This window comes from Azoarcus sp. CIB, assembly GCF_001190925.1.
In the GTDB taxonomy this organism is placed as follows: Bacteria; Pseudomonadota; Gammaproteobacteria; order Burkholderiales; family Rhodocyclaceae; genus Aromatoleum.
Map to the genome: position 1 here is coordinate 1,269,650 of NZ_CP011072.1, position 21,882 is coordinate 1,291,531.

10 protein-coding genes, 1 pseudogene and 1 other annotated feature are annotated in these 21,882 nt (G+C 62.8%); of the genes and pseudogenes, 10 read left to right on the top strand and 1 reads right to left on the bottom strand.

Annotated elements, in window-relative coordinates; translation table 11 throughout:
* The first annotated feature begins 80 nt into the window (after positions 1–80).
* The gene (locus AzCIB_RS05635) at positions 81–4,031 is read left to right on the top strand and encodes a DUF8371 domain-containing protein (RefSeq protein WP_050414993.1); all 3,951 of its coding nucleotides are present in this window, start codon (positions 81–83) and stop codon (positions 4,029–4,031) included.
* A gap of 338 nt (positions 4,032–4,369) precedes the next feature.
* Here AzCIB_RS05635 and AzCIB_RS05640 read toward each other — a convergent pair whose 3' ends face one another.
* A complete protein-coding gene (locus AzCIB_RS05640; RefSeq protein ID WP_050414994.1) occupies positions 4,370–5,764 on the bottom strand; it encodes a B12-binding domain-containing radical SAM protein in 1,395 nt (464 codons plus the stop codon).
* A gap of 43 nt (positions 5,765–5,807) precedes the next feature.
* Here AzCIB_RS05640 and tmk point away from each other — a divergent pair, with 43 nt between their 5' ends.
* The 9 genes and pseudogenes from tmk (at position 5,808) to istB (ending at position 21,875) form a co-directional block, all read left to right on the top strand.
* On the top strand, positions 5,808–6,419 hold the full coding sequence (tmk, locus tag AzCIB_RS05645) for a dTMP kinase (RefSeq protein WP_050414995.1): 612 nt from the start codon (positions 5,808–5,810) through the stop codon (positions 6,417–6,419).
* Between the two features lie 66 nt (positions 6,420–6,485).
* Positions 6,486–9,218 (top strand): tetratricopeptide repeat protein, encoded by a 2,733-nt coding sequence (locus tag AzCIB_RS05650; RefSeq protein WP_050414996.1) that lies wholly within the window; start codon positions 6,486–6,488, stop codon positions 9,216–9,218.
* A gap of 259 nt (positions 9,219–9,477) precedes the next feature.
* Complete coding sequence (locus AzCIB_RS05655; RefSeq protein WP_050414005.1) at positions 9,478–10,353, top strand: tyrosine-type recombinase/integrase; 876 nt, start codon at positions 9,478–9,480, stop codon at positions 10,351–10,353.
* Between the two features lie 7 nt (positions 10,354–10,360).
* Positions 10,361–11,527: an IS91 family transposase gene (locus AzCIB_RS05660; RefSeq protein ID WP_050414997.1), complete on the top strand. Its 1,167-nt coding sequence runs from the start codon at positions 10,361–10,363 to the stop codon at positions 11,525–11,527.
* 580 nt (positions 11,528–12,107) lie between these two features.
* Positions 12,108–16,823 (top strand): hypothetical protein, encoded by a 4,716-nt coding sequence (locus tag AzCIB_RS05665; RefSeq protein ID WP_050414998.1) that lies wholly within the window; start codon positions 12,108–12,110, stop codon positions 16,821–16,823.
* A gap of 200 nt (positions 16,824–17,023) precedes the next feature.
* A protein-coding gene (locus AzCIB_RS05675; RefSeq protein WP_502685645.1) for an IS3 family transposase occupies positions 17,024–18,186 on the top strand; the annotation gives its coding sequence in 2 pieces (ribosomal slippage) (positions 17,024–17,282 and positions 17,282–18,186; 1,164 coding nt in all).
* Between the two features lie 23 nt (positions 18,187–18,209).
* Positions 18,210–18,326, top strand: a sequence feature (AL1L pseudoknot).
* Positions 18,213–19,160: pseudogene (locus AzCIB_RS05680) on the top strand (IS3 family transposase); the annotation flags it as partial. It overlaps the preceding feature by 114 nt.
* A gap of 395 nt (positions 19,161–19,555) precedes the next feature.
* Positions 19,556–21,118: an IS21 family transposase gene (gene istA, locus AzCIB_RS05685; protein ID WP_050415000.1), complete on the top strand. Its 1,563-nt coding sequence runs from the start codon at positions 19,556–19,558 to the stop codon at positions 21,116–21,118.
* Between the two features lie 22 nt (positions 21,119–21,140).
* The gene (gene istB, locus AzCIB_RS05690; RefSeq protein ID WP_050415001.1) at positions 21,141–21,875 is read left to right on the top strand and encodes an IS21-like element ISAzo4 family helper ATPase IstB; all 735 of its coding nucleotides are present in this window, start codon (positions 21,141–21,143) and stop codon (positions 21,873–21,875) included.
* Positions 21,876–21,882 lie beyond the last annotated feature (7 nt).

Here is a 21,882-nt window from a genome sequence, read left to right on the forward strand (position 1 = left end):
GATAAAGGACGCAGATGCTGCTAGTCCCGCGTACATGCGTGCGCCAATCCGACGTCAAAGGTGAGACGATTGTAGAGCCAATGCCGCTGAGCGACACGCGAGACTTGACGGCATACGTGTTGCTCGGCGATCCCGGCTTGGGCAAGAGCGAGGCGTTCCGGCAGGAAGCCGATGCTGGCGGGGGCCATCGCATCAGCTCGGGCGATTTTTTGGCGCTGGATCATCCTGAACTGAAGGACTCGCCGCTACCCGTGTTCATCGACGGCCTTGACGAAACGCGGGCGGGCACAGTGGACGGCAGGGTTCCGCTGGACAACATCCGCAAGAAGCTGCAGCTGCTGGGATGCCGCAGCTTCCGCCTCTCGTGCCGCGCTGCCGACTGGCTGGGGAACCCGGACGCGACCAAGCTGCAGTCCCTACTACCCGCGAGCAAACAGGTCCAAGTTTTCACCTTGCAGCCACTGACGTCGGCCGACGTCGCCGCCATCCTTCCGACTAACCACGGAATCACCGATCCGCAGGCCTTCATCAACTCGGCCGAACAACATGGACTGACCGATCTTCTGTTCAACCCGCAGACCCTGGGCATGCTCGCTAAGGCGGTCGGTCCGGACAACCGCTGGCCGGAGACTCGACCGGCTGTTTACGAAATGGCCTGCGAGCGGCTGGTGCAGGAGCACAACGAGGAGCACGTCGCCGCCACTCGCAAAACCGCGCCGGATCAAGGCGCGCTTCAACGGGCTGCCGCCTACCTCTGTGCCATCCAACTGATCGCAGACCTCGCCGGCTTCACGCACCTGCCGAACCATCCGGACCGGGTGCTCAGACTGAACGCCGTGCCCAATCCCGAAGGACTGCCGCTGGACGAAGCATTGGCCAGCCGCCTGTTCAAGTCGATAGGGCGCGATGTGTTCACCGCTGTGCACCGGACCGTGGCCGAATTCCTTGCCGCCCGCTGCCTGGCCGATCGCCTCGACGGGAAGCTCACGCTACGGCGTGTGCTCGCGCTGATCTGCGGCTCAGACGGCGGGGTTGTCAGCAGCATGCGCGGCCTGGCCGGTTGGCTGGCATCAATGTCCCCCGCGGCGCGGATCCCTCTCGCCCGGCTCGATTCGCTTGGCGTCCTCCTGTACGGGGACGCGGAGGGTTTCTCGATCGCGGAAAAGTCGGCGTTGATGGAGCGGCTCGGCGGCGACATCGCGGTTTCAGCGTCGTTCCGCTGGTACGAATGGGGCGGCCGGCCGTTTGCGGCGTTGGTGACGCCGGAGATGGGTTCGGTGGTCAGCCAGAGGATGGCCGCCGCCGACCGCTCGGAGAACGGTCAACTCCTCGTGCTTGCCCTGCTCGAAGGACTGCTCGACGCGCCACCGGACACCGGACTGACGCCTCTCCTGCTGTCCATGGTCCGGGATGCGTCCCGGTGGCCAGCCGTGCGCGGGCGGGCCTTGAAAATCTATCGACGTTGGGTTGGCGTGAACGATCCTTCCCTGCGCACCTTGCTGGACGATATCGGCACCGGCGCGGTGACGGACAGCGACGACGAATTGCTTGGAGCACTGCTCAAGGCGATGTACCCGCGAGCGCTTCCGTCCGCTGATCTCCCAGCATTCCTTCATCCGCCGAAACGGGAAAACCTCATCGGCAATTACACGATGTTCTGGCGGCGCGACCTGGATCGGATCGACGCCGCGGAGGCTCCAGGCTTGCTGGACGCGTTCGCCGCGCGTACAGACCTACGCAAAGGAGCCCGCCTGCGTGAGTACGCCAAGGCCGTCGGCAGCGTGCTGGCCCGCGTGCTGAAGGAAAGCGGTGACAAAACTCCCGACGATCGATTGCTGAACTGGCTTGACGCCACTTGCGGCAAGCACGCGGAGAGCTTGCTGGAAAACGATGACAAGCTGATGGTCCAGCAATGGTTGGAAGCACGCCCGAAGCGCTACTTCTCGCTTCTAGACCTCGCATTGACGCGGTACGCAAACAAGCAGAACCGAATTTGGCCAGCCGAGGCCCGGCTGCACGGGACCAAGGCGCCGGCGAACGAGGCCGCGTGGTGGCTTGCCAAGACCCAAGCGACCGACGATGAGGCGTGGGCAAAGGAGTACTTCGTCCAGGCTCTCCATGCCATCACCAACGAGTCCGGAACCGAACTCGAGGAATTGCTGGTCGCCTGCGAAAACCTCGCGGCGTCGCGCGGGTGGCAAGACTCGCTCGCCGGCAGGCTTACTTGCAGCTTCGACGATTGGCAGTGGAAATTGGACGAAGCCGCACGCCGGCAGGAACATGAGCGCGAGGCCGCCGAACGGCGCGATTCTTATCGCGCACGGCTGGCCGATTTCTCACTGCCGCTGGCGCCGCTTGCCGTCCTGAGTCCCGTGGCCGAGGTGTACGCACACAGACACTACGACGTCGATGGCGAAACGCCGCAGGAAAGGCTGGCCAGCCTCTTCGCGGGCGACGAGGAATTGGTCCAGGCCGCGCTCGCGGCGCTGCGTAACACGATCGGTCGGGCGGACTTGCCGTCCGTGGAAGAAACTCTGGCCGCCATCGCCGAGGACAAGGTGATGGTGCTGAACGCGCCGGCGTTGATCAGCCTGGAGATGGCCTATCGTCAAGATCACGCGTTCCTCGACTCGCTCTCCGACGAGCGCCTCGTGGCCGCATTGGTTGCCCATTTGGTTCACTCGGTCGAAGGCCACGACACATGGGTGGCTGCGGCGGTCGCATCCCGACCGCAATGCATGGCCGACGCCTTGAGCGCCTACCTCACAGCCGCGATGCAATGGAAGACCCGCACCCCGCATGCCACGCACCTGTTCCGCGACCAAGCCTATGCTGAAGTCACGAGGAGGTGCTTGCTGCCGCTCCTCGCGCAGATCCCCTTGCGAGCGCGCCCCAACCTCCGCAGCGCACTCACGGATATGCTTCACGCCGCGCTGACGCTACCCGCGCGCGACGAGCTGCTTCCCCTCATTAAGGCCCGGGTCGACGCGCCGAAAGTTGACGGGCCGCAGCGCGCGTACTGGCTGGGCGCAGGCTTGCTCTTGGACCCGGATCACTACCTTCTGCAGGCCAGCTGCTACTTGCAGCGCCGAGCGCCGGCCGTTCAGCACCTCGCCCGTTTCCTGCACTATCGCCGTGAGGTCGGCGGCGACGGGATTCCGCGCCCGTCGAACGTGCTGGGTTTTCTGATCGAGCATTTCGCCGTCGGCTGCTCGCCTGCGCAGTTCGACGGCTCGGGCTGGGTGAGCCCCGAAATGAATCGGGCCGATCTCGTCAAGCGCTTCCTCAACGAATTGGCGGGCAGGCCGGATGCAGAGAGCGCCGAGCTGCTCAAGCGCCTCGCGAGACTTCCGGCGCTCGCCGAATGGGCATCAAAGCTGCGGGAGGCCCGAGCTGCCCAGCAGGTCGTGCGGCGCGATGCAACTTACGAGCGGCCCATGTGGCCGCAGGTTTGCACGGCCTTGCAGCAGGGGGCGCCCTCCAGCCCAGCAGAGATCGCCGCCGTCGTGAACGACACGATCGAAGACCTGAAGGAACAGGTTCGCCGTAGCGACCTTAACCTGAACCATCAATACTGGAACGCCGATTCGCACAAGAAGGCAACAACGCCTCGCCATGAAGAGCTTTGCCGCGACACGTTCGCTGACCAGTTGCGCGTCCGGCTGGAGCGATTCGAGATTGCCTGCTTGCCCGAGGCCTACCATGCCGACGGCAAGCGCTCCGACGTGTGGTGCACCACCGGCACCCTGGGTGGCGTGCCGATCGAGGTCAAACTCGATCGGCATCGCGAACTGTGGTCCGCCACACGTGGACAGCTGATAGCGCGCTATTCGACCGATCCCCGGGCTAAAGGGCGCGGAATTTACGTCGTTCTCTGGTTTGGCGACCCGAAGCAGGTTCCCCTGTCGCCCTCGGGCGTGCGAACCCAGACGCCCGACGAACTCCAGGCAATGTTGGAGGCGGGCTTGTCGGAGGAAGAGAAGCGCTCCATCACGATCCACGTGCTCGATTGTTCGGTGCGAGGGAAGTAAGCCGCGGGCCTGTTGCTGGCGGTGGCGGCGAGAGCCTTCGTCGCAGCCAGACTAGGGGCCCGGGTCGAGGGCAAGAAAGCGTTCGGGCTAGGGCTGCTTCTCGCCGGGAGCACCGGGGCGACCTGCATCTCCCAAGCGGTCGTAGCCGAAAGGCCAACGCGCCTTGACTGACTGCTTATCGGCCGACTGTCGAACTCCCGCTTGGGCACATTGCTATCTCGCATCTCGATTCCCCATACAGCTGAAGTTTCCAACTTCTTGCTGTACGTGAAATCGAGGCAGGGTCAGTTTGTTCACGCTCAGCGATACAGATGCCTGTCCATCGGCTTTTTTCCCAGTTAGGACGGGATTCGCGTGGAGGCACGAAACGGCAACTGCGATGTCTCGCTTGCCGCAACGTCGCGATCGAAGTCCGCGCGCGTGTAATCGCGCGGGTAATAGGAGAAGCTCTTCAGGTCGAAATATGCATCTGCATCCATGTAGCGCCGAGACAATTCTAAACTTGCGGCCTCAGCCGACTTTGCGTCGAAATCATGGCTGAGGTGAATCATCGATATCCCGCTGTCGTTCGCGCTACTTGGGTCGACCGGCACGGCACCGCTCCTCGACCATTCACGCAAAAGAATGTCCGCAATTTTCGGCGGGCCATAGGCCACGACCGGGCCAACTGAAACTCCGGCGATCGAACCCTTGTGCTCATCGAGAAACGAACGCGTTTCGTCGAAAGTCCTGGTCGTTTCCCCGGCATAAAGCAAGACATTTACCTTGGCGGCGATGTCGTGATCGCCGCATGCCCTAAGCAAAGTGGACGCTCGCTCTAGGTAGCGATCCGGATCGCGCGATTTGCGCATGTTTAGGATTTGCGTCGGCGACGCCGTTTCGAGCCCGAGATCGAGCACCTTCATGCCTGCCTTGGCGAGACAGGCGATCGTTTCAGGCGTGAGCGCATCGACGCGGCTTTCCGTCCGCCACGGGACATCGAGGCCGACGGCCCGCACCGCATTCGCTAGGCCGGTGCCCCAATTCTCATTGGGGGCGAACATCGATGATTGGAAATAGGGCCGGATCTCGCTGCCGCCATACTGGCTAGCAACCGTCGCAAGCGCGCTGGCAATCTGCTCCGGCGCCCGCAGCTTCCCAAGCCGGATATCCCGCTCCTCGCAGAAGGCGCAGCCCATGCCGCACCCGCGCGATGCCTCAATGCTTGGTTGATAGCGCTCAAAACCCGATACCAGAGGGTGGTTCAGGACGGAGTCTGGTGTCGGCGCAGGCAGGCGGCGCAAGTCCGGCGCGCTCGTGAGCAGGCTTTCTATAACCGGTTCTGCCAACCCTGGGACGAGCAGGTTCGCCTCGGGCAGTTTCGCGTGCAACCAGCCAGGATCCGGCCCAACCACCCAACGACCACCAACAATGATCCTGGCGTCCGGATCAACGCCGCGCACTAGCCGGCAAAAGGTCTGCGCCCACGGGAGGGCGTAGAAGCTTGGGATCGATAGCATCACCGGCAATCGAGACGGAAACACGCCTTTGTCGAGCAGCATGCTCAGCACGTCGGCGGGTTCGTCGTGCTCGCCATGCACCAGCAGGGTCTCGATTCCCATGGCATCTAGGATCGTTGCCAGCGACAATGCGCCGTAGTTGAGATAGAGCTGCCGACGCGCAAGCATATGATCGCGCCTCTTGGGCGACAACATACCGGCGGATACGAATGCAACTGTATTCGAGCGCTTCATTGAAATATCATTGTTTGTTTGAGTTGGACCGGAAAGGGTACACGTGCCATTTGTAAGTATCGAGGGCATCGATGGTAGCGGGAAGACCGTGCAGGTTAGGCTGCTTGTTGAACGCCTTAGAAGTACCGGCCTGACGGTGCTACAGACAAAGGAACCGGATGGGGGGCAATTGGGTGCGGAGGTGCGGGCGATCCTGACGCGCCCCGACCGCCGACTCGCCCCGGCAGAGCAGCTCCTGCTGGTAAGCGCTGCTCGATTTGATCATGTGCGCAGCGTTATTCGGCCGGCATTGACGAACGGCCATTGGGTCGTCTCCGATCGCTTCATCGATTCGACTTACGCGTTTCAGGTCGCGGTGTCCGACGTCGATCTCCACCAGATGTTCCGGGCGACCCGCGACATCGTCGTGGGGCCCACACTCCCGGACCTGACGATCATCCTCGACCTTCCGCTTGAGGTGGCTCGTGGCCGGAGGGGACTGCGCCGCGACGGCGTTCTCGACCCGGCGGAAGCGACTCGGGACTTTGCCGCCATCCGCGAAGGTCTGCTCGCGGTGGCATGCGAGGACCCCCGACGCTGCCATGTCGTCGACGCGAACCAGACGCCGGGCGCGGTGGCACACGATATCTGGTGCATCATCGAACGCTTGCTATGACGCGCCGCTGCGAGTCGGCGAACGGACATCGCCAATCACCACCGATATGAAACCCGGAGCCTCTTCATGAACCCGCAGACCCGCAGTCTGCTCATCCAGCGCGTGATCGACGCGCTCGCGATTATGGCGCCGGGTTCGATCTTCGAACGGTTCGGGGTCGTGCTTGTCGAGCGGCTGTGCGATGTGAGACTTGTGCAGCGAGGGTCGTCGGTCGGCGGCAGTCCGGTCGGCGGCGCGCTAGATGCGGTGTCGGAAGATGGTCGTGTCGTCGTCGAGGCTTCAATCGTGAAGGGATATTTCTCCGGTGCGATGGCCAAGCCGTGGGGCGATCTCGATCACACCCTGACCTTGGCGCCACGCGCCCAAGACATCTATCTACTGAGTTCCCAACGCGCGGAAACCGGCGTAATCGAAGCGATGGTCAACACGGCCTTGGAGCAGGATCGGATGGCCGGGCGACGCCTCCACCTGATGGACAGTCGCGCTATCGCCGAGGCCATCGTTGACGCGCTGATACTTCGTGACGACGCAATCGACGACCTGGCCCGGCATCTGCCCGTCCTGGCCGAGATCCGCGATGACCACCCCGTGTCATTGAACGCGCCGCCGCTGAGCGCGCTCTATGTTAAGAATGAGGCGGTTGACGCCGAACTGCACCGGCGGCTCGAGACCAATGCTTGTGTCGAGATCGGCGGAATTGGCGGCATCGGCAAGTCTCAGGCGGCAGCCGCGTGTCTGCTGAGCAGCGAGGACCGCTTTCATTACAGGTTCTGGGTAAGCGGTCGAGACATCGACAGCGTCGAGCGGCTCTCGTCAGTACCGGTCCGGCGCGGCGGTGCCGAGCGCAATGTCAGCGCTCTGCTGCGCAGAAACCGCACGTTTCTGGTCGTGGACGACGCCAGTCCCAGCCTGGCGGTCGACCGGCTTGCCAATTTGTGCGGGCCGGATTCGCGGATCCTGATCACTCGGCAGAACCCCTCATCCGGGGCCTTCGCCATGCCTACGATGGACGCCCAGCAGGCCCGCACATTGCTCGGCAGAGGTCTCGATACGCAGCCGCCCAGAATGGCGTTCCAAACGATCTGGCGCGCCGTTGGAGGGCATCCGCTGAGCTTGGCAATGCTGAATGCCGCCGCGCGCGAGGGCGTATCGTGGAACGACCTCGCTGAGGACTGCGCCAATGTTGCGAAACTGCCGGTTGATGGCGTCCGGCTCGCTGACCGTATTCTTGGACGGCTGAAACCGGCGCTCGAGGATGAACTGTGTCTGTTTCAGTGGGCGGGCCAGAGCCACTGTGATCGCGCCTTCTTCAAGCATGTCGTCGGCTTGCTGCGTTTGAGGGCTTTCGAACAACATGGCCTGACTGCGCCTGAAGGCGCTGCGTCGATTCGTATCCACGATATCGTCTTCACCGCACTGAGATCGCTGAACTGGCTGACAACTAAGAAGGCGGACGAGATTGACGGTCATCTTGAAGCATTCATTCTTCAGCAAATCCGCGAGGACGGGCATGGCCTGCATCTGATCGCCTCTCAGCTGAGGGGAAAGATCGCCAGCAACGTCGCGAATGGCGATCGTCGTCCGGCCTTCCTTTACGCCCTGGCGATGACCTGGATGGGCAGCGCCATTCCGGTGCATCTGCTGCCAAACCCGCTAGAAGAGGCACAGCGGCTCAAATCGCTGAGCGCGACTGAAAACGAGGTGGCCATCCTAGTCGTCCTCGAGTCAATCGAAGCAAAGGGGCGCTATCTCCGGCAAGCGTCAAGGGACAAGGCTGCAGTCACATGGCTAGAAACGGTCGTGCCTGCCTATGACGACCTCGCGGCCATGGCTGACCTCAGTGCCCGGCAGGCTGCCGAGATCAAGCATCACCGTGCAAAGACACTCCGCATCTTGGGAAAACATGCCGAAGCCGAGCGCTTGTTCGAGGAGGTGGTCGCCAGCTATCCGCTGAATGATGCCAAGCTTCAGCTGGTGCGATCTGTCGGTGGCAAGCCGCAAGGTTACGACACGGCAAAGCGATATGCGTCAGAGATCATCACCGCAAAGCTGGACAACGGCAGCGTGTCTCCCTCACTGCTGATGGCATTGGGCGATGCGCTCAATGGCGCACGTCAGACCTGGGCGGGCGACCTTATCGAACAGCATGAGGAGCTGTTTCTGTCGGAAGCGCTGTACAGCGCCGCCATCGGGATACCGCAAGGCTATCATTCGGTCGCGAGCTTCGTCCGCGCGCTGGTCTGGCATGCACCGGAGCGGGTCGAGAGCGTGCTGGCGCGCCTGCCCGACCCAACGCCGTGGATGCTGGACGATGACCAGAGCCGCGGCGGTTACGCGGAGATCATGCTGCTCGCAGCGGGCGTCGGGGACGAATCCGTTTACCTGAACCGCGCTCTCGAAGCTTACGAGACACTGAAAACGCCGGACCACTACCAGAAGCGCAAATGGGGCGAGGCGCTCTACAAGCTCGGCCGCTATGCAGAGGCAGAGGCCATCCTCCAGACGATCGAAGACAAAGGCGGCCGGATCTGGTTGGCTCATAATCTGTCGCAGGTGAAACTCCAGCTGGGCAAGTTCGAGGAAGCTCTTGATCTCGTTAACGAGTCCGTCGCGGGGGCGACCGGCGTTAACGAGAAATATCGCAGCAGCTTCCTTCTGCAGCGCGTCAAGGTGAAGGTCGCGCTACACCAGGATCCAGCCGACGATATCGCCGAGGGCCTCCGGTACACAATCAACCCCGGCCTTCTCGATCAGTTTTCCGCGTTCTGGCCTGGTGTCGTCGCGATATCAACGCGCTGAATTCTGCCGTTCCACGGTCAATGAGGGGTAAGCCATCAGGCGTGAAGGCCTCGATGCCCAACCAAAAGCTGCTGCCTGCCATCGCGATTTTTTTGAGGGAGGCGCGTCGTATGTCGTCTTTCGCTACTTGGACTAAACCGCTCGCGCGGTAGGGCGTGCTGAACCGCTTCGAACAGTCAGGACGTCGTGGGTGTGCATCGGCAGTGCTCTGCCATGTTGGAGATGAGGCGATCCGCCTCGTTTTCGACAGGAGCACGTCATGGAAACGACTATCCGCCCCATCAGCCCACTGCGCCAGCGCATGATCGAGGACATGCGGATGCGCAAGCTGGGCGACAGAACCCAGGAAGGGTACGTGCGCGCCGTGCGCTACTTCACGAAGTATCTTGGGCGCGCTCCGGATACCGCGACCGTCGAGGATCTGCGGAACTACCAGCTGTACCTCGTTGATCACGGGACGTCGCCCACGTCGCTCAACGCGGCAATTTCTGGCTTGAAGTTCTTCTTCACCGTCACGCTCGACCGTCCCGAGCTGATGGCCAAGATGCAGCCGGTGCATCTGCCGCGCACGTTGCCGGTGATCCTGAGCCCGGACGAGGTGAAGCGCCTGATCGCTGCGGCGGGCAACCTGAAACACCAAACCGCCCTGGCTCTGGCCTATGCCACGGGCCTACGCATCAGCGAAGTGGTGTCCCTGAAGGTGAGCGACATCGACAGCCAGCGCATGACCCTGCGGGTTGAACAAGGCAAGGGCCAGAAGGATCGTTATGCGATGCTGTCGCCGTTGCTGCTGGAACGGCTGCGCGTGTGGTGGCGGGTGGCCCGCGCGCAGGGCAAGATGCTCGATGGCGGCTGGCTGTTCCCGGGTCAGGATCCGGTCCGGCACCTCAGCGCCCGGCAACTCGACCGTGCCATCCACGCCGCTGCCGACGAAGCCGGCATCGGGAAGCGGGTATCGATGCACTCGCTGCGCCATGCCTTTGCCACGCACCTGCTGGAGCAGAAGGTCGACATCCGCCTGATCCAGGTCCTGCTCGGGCACAAGAAGCTCGAAACAACCGCCCTGTACGCCCAGGTCGCCACCGACATCCTGCGCGAGGTCGTCAGCCCGTTGGAGAAGCTGAACTCCCCGTAGCGCCGCCATGGGGCGGCCTGCCCTGGAGGTCGCCGACATCTTCCGCACCCATGGCCCCGCGTGGCGAGCACAGCAGTCGGGCCACCTGAGCCTCGGTCAGCTCAAGGTCATGTCGGCCATCGAACAGTGCCGTACCGCGGCGCTGGGCGGACACGCATTGCGTTGCAATGGCTGCGGGCATGAGGAGATCAGCTACAACTCCTGCCGCAACCGGCACTGCCCGAAGTGCCAGGCGCGTGCCGCCCAGCGCTGGCTCGAGGCCCGACAAGCCGATCTGCTGCCGGTCGAGTATTACCACGTCGTCTTCACGCTGCCCGAACCGATCAGCGCCATCGCCTACACCAACAAGGCGGTGCTCTACCGGCTGCTGTTCGACATGGCGGCGGAAACGCTGACGACCATCGCCGCCGATCCGAAACACCTCGGCGCCCAGATCGGCGCCACTCTGGTCCTGCACACCTGGGGTTCGGCATTGACGCATCATCCCCACGTGCATGGCATCGTCCCCGGCGGTGGAATTTCTGCAGACGGGAAGCGCTGGGTCGCTTGCCGGCGCGGGTTCTTCCTGCCGGTGCGCGTGCTGTCGCGCTTGTTCCGTCGGCGCTTCATCGAGGAACTCGAGAAGCGGTATCGCGCCGGCCAGCTGCAATTCTTCGGCGAGCACGCGCCCCTGGCCGATGCCGGCGCGTTCGGCCGGTGGTTGGTGCCGCTGCGCAGGTGCGAGTGGGTGGTGTATGCCAAGCGTCCGTTCGCCGGTCCCGAGGCCGTATTGGCCTACCTCTCCCGCTACACCCACCGGGTGGCCATCTCGAACCGGCGATTGGTGGCGATGAATGACAGTGACGTGTCCTTCCGCTGGAAGGACTACCGGGCCAAGGGGCGTACCCGCCACAAGACGATGACGCTCGCCGCCGACGAGTTCATGCGGCGCTTCCTGCTGCATGTGTTGCCAACGGGCTTCCACCGCATCCGTCACTACGGACTGCTGGCCAATGCCGGGCGACAGCAGAATCTCGCCACGGCGCGTGCCTTGCTCGATGTGCCTCGACCCGAACCGGTCGACAACGAAAGCGCCGTCACGCCACCGCCGACCTTCGTCTGTCGCTGCTGCGGCGGCGCCATGCTTGTCGTCGAGATCATGATGCGTCGACAGCCGATTCGCGCACCGCCATGATGCACCGCCTGCAGTTCTCTCGTCACACGACAGCATCGGCACCCGAGTTCCCGGCGCCGAGAGCGGCCGGCTGTTGCTCGATGCCGTATCGCCAGCATTCGCCGCCTCAGGCACGTGTCATCGTGGCGCCAATGACCGCCGTCGGTGTCGATCTGTGCGTTGCCGATGGTTCGATGCGCCAATCATCGGTCATCTTGGGAACACCGCCTGGCGTCAAATCCCCATAGGCCGCGTCCTACCCGAACCGCGCACCAGCATTCCGCGGTTTCGTCCCTGGAGGTTTATTCAACGTCTGCCCGCAGGCGCTCTCGCGTCATCCAGCCTCGTCACGTGAAGGGCAGACGTCAAACAAACCTAAACCTTTGCTGCCGCTCGGACAAGTCCCGAGTTACGTCAGCAATGCGGCCGATTACTGACGGCGAGAGTATCGGGCGCCATCGCTACTGCCATCCGCATAGCGAATTTCAGCCCAGTTAGCCACTGGCGTACCGAGCATGGCGAACGTACTTTACGCGTCGCGGGGTCTATCAAACATCAGTAAACTAGGCGATGACAAAACAATGATGACTTAGGAGGGGAAATGGCTTCAAGGAAGTCCGCTGCGACTGCGACCAATCCACAACTGGACTTGCTCAAGTCCGAACTCGAGACCCACGACGACTCTGTCTTCGAGCACTTGTCGGCGCATCTGATAAGTCGACTCCTCGGTGATGTAGCGATCACGGTCTCTAAGAGCGGACACCAAGTAGGCGCCGATGCCGGCACGGCCGGCTTGCGCGGGCGTCGACTGCGCATCGAATGCAAGCGCTACCAAGAATCGACCGGACTGCGCTCCCGCGACTTGGCGGGCGAGGTTGCGGAGGCGGCAGATGACGACGAACTCTTGGAAGCCTGGATTCTCATGGCCACGAAAAAGGTCAAGGAGAACGAGCGCAGACTAGCCTGGAGGCAGGGGCAAAAAAACGGAATCGCGGTCATCGTCATTGATTGGACTCCACCGGCAAGTGGCGCTGGCATCTGCTCTTTAGCAGCTTTGTGTGCAACTTGGCCAGAAGTGGTCGAGCAGCACCTCAGTAAGACGGCGGCGGACGCGGCTCGAGCGCTTGCGCCGCTCGTTGGGCCGGCCGTCGACAACCTGCGCAAGGACATCGAGGTCTGGAACATTGGCTACAAGAGCCTGCGTGAGTCCTCGCACAAACATTTGAAGTCGATCTGGGAAAGTCGCAGGCAATCCCGCGCTTATCTGGGGCAGGACGCCGCAGGAGGAGAGGCGGGAGTTCACCTCATTTCGCGCAAGGGACCGCTCAAGGAACTTACATCCTGGTGGAACGCCCCGAGCAAGCTTGAGGCGCCCGTGGCTGTCACGGGCCTAGAAGGTGTCGGAAAGACATGGGCGGCACTGGACTGGGCTCGCCAAAGCTGTGACGATCTGCCTATCGTCCTGGTGGTTCCCTCTGGTGCTTTCGCAAAGAACTACGATGTCTCGGTTGGTGGCATCCAGGAACTCCTCGCCAATACCCTCAAAGAGCACACCAACTCGACCCTGACGGACAGGTACTGGCGCACGCGCGTGACGCGTTTGCTTACAAGCCCCGTCACAGAGGGGCCGACCTTCTTCCTTTTCCTGGACGGGTTGAATCAGCACCCGCACACGAACTGGACGGGCTTGGCGCAGACGTTGCAGGCGGACGTCCTGCTGGGACGCGTGCGACTCCTGATGACCTGCAGGCAAAGCTACTTCGAGCAGGACCTGAGGCGGCTCTCTCAAATCGACCCCCGGCCGGTCGAGATCCCAGCGCATGTGTACGACGACGCCGAATTTGAAGAGGTTCTACGCCTGCATGCGATGAGCAAGGAGCAACTGCACGAGTCACTTCGCCAACTGGCGCGCACACCGCGGCTGTTTCCACTTGTGTACCGGCTTAAGGACAACGACGCGCTGAAGTCGGACGCCACAGTGCACCGCCTCCTCTTTGAGTATGGGCGAGACGTTCTGGAGCAGCGCGAGCGCAGCGCCTTCACACCAGACGATTGGGCCCAGTGGCTCGCAGACAGGGCAAGACACCACCGGGAACGCATCAAAGACACCGGTGTGCTGGCAAAGCCCGAGCCGGTGAAGGAACTCGAGAGCAGCCTGGCCTCGCCGGCATTGACGCCCGAAGGTGTTCAACGCCGTCTGAGCGAGCTCGTCGACGGACATCTGTTCGAGAAGAGGAAGGTCGGAGCCACGACTCAAGTGCTCCTGCGCAATGAGGCAGCGGTGCTTGGCTTGGCCTTGGCCCTACTCGAGACGCTGGACAACAGGGGCGACGACTTCGATGCTCAGCACGCAGCACTCGAGGAGTGGGTCGAGCCGGTTAGCGCCATCGACCAGACCACCGAGGTGCTGCGAGCGGCGCTGTCCGTGATTTCGGCTGGCGCTGGGTCCGACGGAGAGGTCAAGACCGATTGCCTTCTGGTGACTTGGATGAACGCCCAGAACCCGGGCCGAACCTACGAGCAAGACGCTGCCGTATTCGGCGACGCGCTGCCTCGCTCCATGCTCGCGGTTGTCGAGCGCTCATCAAGCCAGGCTCGTGGGGCGGCTCGCCAGTTGGCGATTCGGAGTCTTCGAATGCTGCCAAGGACACGCGCTGAGGATTGGCAGTTCATCGAGCGGCGGCTTGTCCATTGGGCTGGATGGTTCTACGTCCCGCGCCCAGACAAGATTGCTGACACAACACACTTCGCCCAGAGGGATCACGATCAAATCGTTGAGCGTATCGGGACGGCCCAACCAGGAGAAAAGCTTGTCCTTGGAGTGCGGCTGCAGCTCGACTACCAGCATCTGGGCGACCCTGCATCAGCCATTCCGGGAATTCTGGAAGGGCACGACCTGACTCAGTTCCCAGAGATTTTCCGCACGGCGGCGGTGCGGGAGGCAGCCCAAGTCGGTGGGTTCGGCAAGATCTGGGCGGGCTTTCACTGGTTGGCGTCGATTGCAAGCGCCGACGAGCAAAAGACAAGAGAGTTTCTCTGGCGACTTGCCGATGCGATGCTTGCCACCCGGGCCGAACCTGGTGTGCATTCACGGCTTTGCAACCGCGCGGCCGCTTTGCTGCTGCGAGTTGGCGGAGAAGAGAGCATGGAGAAGCGAGCGTCGGAGGTCGACGAGACTTTCGGCGCGGCCTGGAAATACGAAGACGACTACGAGAAGGACCCCGCCCACTCCTTCATCGAGCCGGAACGGCGGCATCTCGAAGCCATCTTGGCGACCGAGGACCTTCCCGTATGGAGGCGGCTGGAGAAGGTCAACGATTTCCTATCTGACCCTACGGTCAGCATGCCCGAAGACATTCTCAGAGCGCTCGCCTTGTCGCTCGATGCACAGACGTTCGAGGGAGTTCGTCAGGGCATGCACCACACCAGCGAGGACCATCAGTGGGAGAAGCTGCAGCCTGTCGCAGCCAGGTTTCTGCCAGAAAAGTTCTCCGAGGCGTCACGCCGTCACTTGCAGGCGCTTGCTGCCCGGCGGGGAGAGCAGAAATACTGGTCCGCGTTGCACCTGGCGGAGCTGCTGCTTCTGGTTGCGCCTGAGGACATGCCAACGCTTGCGGGCCTGCGCACCGGCACCAAGCTTGAGAGCTACGAGGAGATTGCCAATACCTTCTGCCTGCAGCTTGAAATCCTACATATGCCCGTGGAGCAACAGCTCGAACACCTGCTCAACGCGGGCGAGTATCGTGCGACGCTTGACCTCCAGGAGGTCTTGCGACCAGCAAGCGCTGAGCATTTGGGCAAGTTCCTCGAGAAGCACCAGCCGTCGCCTAGGGCGGAGCGCATCGTCCTTGAAGTGATGGCGCAGCAGCAAACGAAGGATGCCGCGGCGCTGGCCGAGAAGTTGCTGCACACGCTCGACAGCGAGGATGAGGAGCTCAGGAACATCAGCTTTATGGCGCTCTCACTGTGCGCCCCGGAGGTGTGTGGACAGCGCCTGCTCTCCAAGAACTGGAAGGCCGATGCAGCGGATGCCTTTGCTTCGCACTATGGCAGCGATGCAGTCGCGCGTGCTTCCAAGACCTTCAGCTTTGAAGACGTGCAGGCGCTCATCGCGCCGTGGCGCTGGCTGGATACAGCTGTGTCGCGTGGTAGTCAGCCCCTGGAGCTGCAATCCGTATCCGTCTCTCTCGTCCGGCTGGTGTTGAGCGCTGCTGGTGAAATCGCTGAGCCGCCAGGTGAACTCTCCATGCGTAGTCCGGAAATGGGGGGGCTGCCCAGCATCGGCATCAGAGAGTCAAAGCACCAGGAGACTTCGGAGCGCGAATTCTTTCGCGCGATGGGCGAGAGTGCAGAGGCAGCCAACCGCCGGATGGAGGAACTCTCCAAGGCAGCGGCTGCTAGCATCCGAAAGATTCGCGCGAGCGGCTACAGCTTCTACTTGCAGTCGTTCGAAGTCTCTGCAGTAAGAGCGGCGTACAACTGCGCGCCGGCAGAGTGGAATAAGCTGTTGGATGGGGGGCAAGACAAAACATCGGATTTTGTGAAGCGCGTACGTTCAGCCGAGGGGCTATACATGGCCCTTTGCGAGGTGATGCTGGAGGTTGCTCCTGCTCAAGGTGCAGTACTGTGGGAGGCCTTGGCTAGCGTCGTGCGAACCAAGATGAAGGGAACCGCCGGAATCTCGGAGTTCATTCACATGGTGTTCAGGGCGCCAGATTCGCCTGAGGTCGAGAAGCTGCGGGAGTCCCTCACCGCGTTCGCTCTGACCAGCACGGACTTGGCAATCCTGGACACTGTCATCGCTGCCCAGGTCAATAGCTGCGATGGTTGGCTCGACAAGCTCATCCAGCAGGATCAGGCGTCTGCGTACCAGTGGCGGCGAAAGCGCGGGCTGATGCTTGATGCTTTGCGTTCTTACCCGGACCCTCAGACGTTGGACTGGCCGTTCGGACTAAAGGTGACCTCCATCGAGTCGCTCGCGAGTCGCATGGCCAAGTGGCACAACAGAGGAGCTTTGGCCCGCATGTGGTGGTCCAGGTTCATACAGGCGGTCGACGCTCCCAGCGCTTTTGCTGCGTGGAAGGTGTTCCTGACTTGCGCCGATCGGCGCGCCTACGTGTGGATGAAGAAGGAAGCGGAGAGCGCGTTCAAGGATTCGGAGCTGGACCGTCTTCGCAAACTGCACGTTCGGATGAACTGCAGTCAGCTTGAGAGAAACCTCTCCGCGCGTGAGGAGAAGACTAACGGCCTAAACAACCATCTCTTCGGACGAGAGGCACCGGCGCATTGGCTTGAGATGGACGCCATTGCCAGTTGAGGACCGCCCCGCGTTTTAGGCGGTCTGTGAACTGGACAGGACATATCGACAGGGAGGTTGTCAATGACTGATCAAGTGACTAGGAACAACCACTACGCCCGAGAACTGCGCAAAGCCAATGAAATCCTGAAGCTTGCCTGAATCGCCCCGGGTTTCCTAGACACCCTTTTGCCTCACAATGAGGCGTCATGGAGGTGTTGATGGAAACGAAGAAGGCGCAGCAGCGCTTCACCGAAGAGTTCAAGATCGAAGCGGTCAAGCAGGTAACCGAGCGGGGGCATGCGGTTGCCGAAGTGGCGGTACGGCTCGGCGTGAGCGCCCATAGCCTTTACACCTGGATCAAGCGCTATTCCGTTCCCGCGGAGCAGCGCGCCCAGCACGACGGCCAAGCCGACGAGATCCGGCGCCTGAAGGCCGAGCTGCGGCGCGTGACCGAGGAGCGCGACATCCTAAAAAAGGCCGCCGCGTACTTTGCCAAGCAGTCCGGGTGAAGTACGCCTTCATCGACGCTCACGCGGCGCAGTACCCGGTGCGTCGCCTGTGTTCGACGATGGCGGTGCATCCAAGCGGCTACTACGCGTGGAAGCAGGAGCCCACCTCTGAGCGTTCAAACAACGACCAGCGGGTCGGTGCGCTCATCACGCAATGCTGGGAAGCCAGCGGTCGCGTCTATGGCTATCGCAAGATCCGCAACGATCTGCACGACATGGGCGAGCCGTGTGGCAAGCATCGCGTGGCGCGGTTGATGCGCTTGGCGGGCCTGCGCTCGCACACCGGCTACGGGCGCCGTCCCGGTCGCTACGGTGGACGGCCTGCGGTGGTCGCCCCGAATCTGCTCGAGCGGCAGTTCGCTCCGAGCGGACCGAACAAGAGCTGGGTGACCGACATCACCTACATCCGAACACATGAGGGGTGGCTGTACCTTTGTGCGGTGCTCGATCTGTTCTCCCGCCAGGTCATTGGTTGGTCGATGGGCGAGCGAATGACCAAGGAGCTGGCGTTGAACGCCTTGCTGATGGCGGTGTGGCGGCGCAAACCCACCGAGGAGGTGGTGGTGCATTCGGATCAGGGCAGCCAGTTCAGCAGCCACGACTGGCAAGACTTTCTGAAGGCGCACCGCTTGGTGCCGAGCATGAGCCGGCGCGGCAACTGCCACGACAACGCGGTCGCCGAAAGTTTCTTTCAGCTCCTGAAGCGCGAGCGGATCAAGCGAAAGATCTACACGGATCGGGCACAGGCGCGCTCCGATGTGTTCGATTACATCGAGCTTTTCTACAACCCGCGACGACGCCACGGTTTCACCAACCAGCTCTCGCCGGTAGAGTTCGAGCGGCAGTATTTTTTGAAGAACGGGACCGTCTAGAAAACCCGGGTCGATTCAGCCAGTGCGTTTTTCGCCCAGGCGGAGCTCGACCGCCGATTCAAGTCCTGAGGTCTTTCGTCGACGCGCATCGTGATGCTTTCGGGGTCGAGCCGATCTGCAGGCAATTGCAGATCGCCCCGTCCGGCTACCGGCGTCATGTCGCCCTGCAGCGCAACCCTGAACGACGCAGCCCGAGGGTGCAGCGTGATGAAGCGTTGATTCCCGAGATCGAACGCGTCTGGCAAGCTAACCTGCAGGTTTATGGTGCCGACAAAGTCTGGCGGCAACTGAACCGGGAAGGTGTCGCGGTGGCCCGCTGCACGGTCGAGCGGCTCATGCGCCGTCAGGGTTTGCGGGGTGTCGTGCGCGGCAAGGTCGTGCGCACCACGATCAGCGACAGCAAGGCGGTGTGTCCGCTGGATCGGGTCAATCGGCAGTTCAAGGCCGATCGTCCCAACCAGTTGTGGGTCTCGGACTTCACCTATGTCTCGACCTGGCAAGGCTGGCTTTATGTGGCCTTCGTCATCGACGTCTTTGCCCGACGCATCGTGGGCTGGCGCGTGAGCAGTTCCATGCACACGGACTTCGTGCTCGATGCGCTGGAACAGGCGCTGTACGCCCGCCAACCAAGTCCCGAAGAAGCCCTGATCCACCACTCCGACAGAGGCTCGCAGTACGTCTCGATCCGCTACAGCGAGCGGCTGGCCGAGGCGGGGATTGAGCCATCAGTGGGTAGCAAGGGCGACAGCTATGACAATGCTCTGGCAGAGACGATCAATGGTTTGTACAAGGCAGAGATGATCCACCGGCGAGCGCCTTGGAAAACCAAGGAATCCGTGGAGTTGGCAACGCTGGAATGGGTGTCCTGGTTTAACCACCACAGGCTGCTCGAACCCATCGGGTATATCCCGCCCGCAGAAGCTGAGGCAAACTACTACAGGCAACTCGCCCGTCAGGCCGCCATCGCGGCCTGACTTAAACCAACCGGCCTCCACGGAACCCGGGGCGATTCAGTATCGGTTGGGAGACCGCTTTCTGAGTGCTGCAGACCTTGGCAGAGACGGTTCGCTGCACGAGTAACTGGTGGGCCGCTTCAGGCCGGACAGAGACCTCGGCACGTCGCTGGCCAACGTCTGGTGCGGATTCCGACCCAACGTGACCGCTGATTCCGAGAAGGGTGTGACCGGTGTTTCCGGGATGGTGACCGCGGATTCCGATTTGATCGTGACCGATTTGGGCGGTCGTCGGAATGACCGGTCACGTTGTCGGAATCGCCGGTCACGATCAGATCGGAACGGGTGTATGCAGCAGGCGTGGCAACGTCGTTTATCAGGCCGGCTACCCTCGCGCGCTTTGCGCGGAGACGGGGATGCCGGCGGAGCGGATTGCCATGCACAAGATCAGGGAGCTGTTACGGCTCAAGTACGACTGCGCGCTCTCGCATGAGCGCATCGCCCGCGCGCTGTCGATTTCGAAGGGGGTGGTCGCCAAGTATGTGAAGGCGGCCGAGGCGAGCGGACGGGCGTGGGCCGAGTTGTCGGCGGCCGACGAGGCGCAGCTGCGCGGGTGGCTCGGCGGGACGATGCGCCCACGCGGGGCGACGGCGGGCTACGTGCCGCCGGACCTGGCGGCGGTGCATCAGGGACTGAAGAAGAAGAGCGTCACGCTCGCGCTGCTGTGGGAAGAGTACGTGCAGGCGGCCGACGGGCCGAGCTACCATTATTCGCGCTTTTGCGACCTGTACCGCGCTTTTGCTCGCAGCCTGAAGCGCTCGATGCGCCAAGTGCACCGCGCCGGCGAGAAACTCTTCATCGACTACGCCGGCGACACGGTGCCGATTGTTGATGCCGGCACCGGCGAGATTTCCCGCGCGCAGGTCTTCGTCGCGGTACTCGGGGCCTCGAGCTACACCTTCGCCTGTGCCACGGCGACGCAGTCGCAGGCGGACTGGCTGGGGTCGTTGGCGAAGGCGCTGACCTTCATCGGTGGCGTGCCTGAACTCGTCGTGCCCGACAATACCCGCTCGCTGGTCGGGCAGGCCGACCGCTACGAGCCGCAACTGCAACGCACGACCGCCGAATTCGCGGCGCACTACGGCGTGGCGATCCTGCCCGCGCGCCCTTACAAGCCACAGGACAAGGCCAAGGTCGAGGTTGGCGTGCAGATCGTGCAGCGCTGGATTCTGGCGCGGCTGCGGCATCGGCGTTTCTTCTCACTGGTCGAGTTGAACGAGGCGATCGCCGCGCTGATCGAGCCGTTGAACACGCGCCCCTTTCGCCGCCTGCCGGGCTGCCGCCGCGAAGCGTTCGAGACGCTCGACCGCCCGGCGCTGCGCGCGTTGCCGGCCACGCCCTTCCAGTTCGCCCAGTGGAAGCGGGCCAAGCCCAACATCGATTACCACGTCGAGTTCGACGGGCATTACTACAGCGTGCCCTATGCGCTCGCCGGCCAAGCGGTGGAGCTGCGCATCACCGCGAGCAGCATCGAATGCCTCGCCGCCGGCAGGCGCGTGGCCGTGCATGCGAGAAGCCACCGGCACGGTGCCTTCACCACGCTCACCGAACACATGCCCGCCTCGCACCAGGCACACCGTCAGTGGTCGCCCGGCAAACTCGTCGGCTGGGGCGCGACGGTCGGACCGCACACCGAGCAGGTGGTCCTCCACCAACTCGAACGCATGCCGCACCCCGAGCAGGGCTACCGCGCCTGTCTCGGGCTGATGCGCCTCGGTCGTCAATACGGCAACGAACGCCTCGAGGCCGCGGCCACCCGCGCAGTGACGCTGGGCGCGATGCGTTACCGCAGTGTCGCCTCCATCCTCAAGAGCGGGCTTGACCGGGCACCGCTACCCACCCCCGCCGCCGCTAGCCAAACCGAACTGGCGCTCCCCGCCGCGCACGAGAACCTGCGCGGCGCGCACTACTACCACTGATTCCACCCACCGGAGAACATCGATGCTGATGCAACACAGCCTGCAACAACTGCGCGCCCTGCGCCTGGAAGGCATGGCGCACGCCTTCGAAGAACAGCTCACCCAGCCCGCCATCGCCGCGCTCAGTTTCGAGGAGCGCTTCGCCCAGCTCATCGATCGCGAGATCCTGTTGCGCGATGGCAAACGCATCGACCGGCTGCTCAAAGCGGCCCGCATCAAGGCCGCTGCCGCCTGCCTGGAGGATGTCGACTACCGCGCCGGGCGCGGGCTCGAGCGCAGCCAGATCGCCGCGCTCGGAACTGGCCAGTGGATTCGCCACCACCAGAACTGCCTCATCACCGGACCGACCGGCAGTGGCAAGACCTGGCTCGCCTGCGCGCTCGCCAATGCTGCCTGCCGGCAGGGACTGTCGGCCTACTACGTGCGTCTGCCGCGGCTCTTCGAGGAACTGCGCATCGCGCACGCCGACGGCAGCTTCAGTCGGCGGCTGATGCAGCTCGCGCGCCTCGATCTGATCGTCATCGATGACTGGGGCCTGGCGGCGCCGTCGGCGCAAGAGCGCTCCGACCTGCTGGAGCTTCTGGACGATCGGGTCGGCACGCGTTCGACCGTGATCACCAGCCAGTTACCGATCGAGCACTGGCACACCTATCTGGGCGATCCGACCTTCGCCGACGCCATCCTCGATCGCGTCGTGCACGCCGCGCACAAGTTCGCCCTCAAGGGCGAATCGATGCGCAGAAAGGAAAAAGCATGAGGCCGTG

Bases quoted from the DNA above. Each gene is read 5' to 3' on its own strand.
- AzCIB_RS05635 (WP_050414993.1), top strand. From the start codon at position 81: ATGCCGCTGAGCGACACGCGAGACTTGACGGCATACGTGTTGCTCGGC.
- AzCIB_RS05640 (WP_050414994.1), bottom strand. From the start codon at position 5,764: ATGAAGCGCTCGAATACAGTTGCATTCGTATCCGCCGGTATGTTGTCG.
- AzCIB_RS05650 (WP_050414996.1), top strand. From the start codon at position 6,486: ATGAACCCGCAGACCCGCAGTCTGCTCATCCAGCGCGTGATCGACGCG.
- AzCIB_RS05655 (WP_050414005.1), top strand. From the start codon at position 9,478: ATGGAAACGACTATCCGCCCCATCAGCCCACTGCGCCAGCGCATGATC.
- AzCIB_RS05660 (WP_050414997.1), top strand. From the start codon at position 10,361: ATGGGGCGGCCTGCCCTGGAGGTCGCCGACATCTTCCGCACCCATGGC.
- AzCIB_RS05665 (WP_050414998.1), top strand. From the start codon at position 12,108: ATGGCTTCAAGGAAGTCCGCTGCGACTGCGACCAATCCACAACTGGAC.
- istA (WP_050415000.1), top strand. From the start codon at position 19,556: ATGCCGGCGGAGCGGATTGCCATGCACAAGATCAGGGAGCTGTTACGG.
- istB (WP_050415001.1), top strand. From the start codon at position 21,141: ATGCTGATGCAACACAGCCTGCAACAACTGCGCGCCCTGCGCCTGGAA.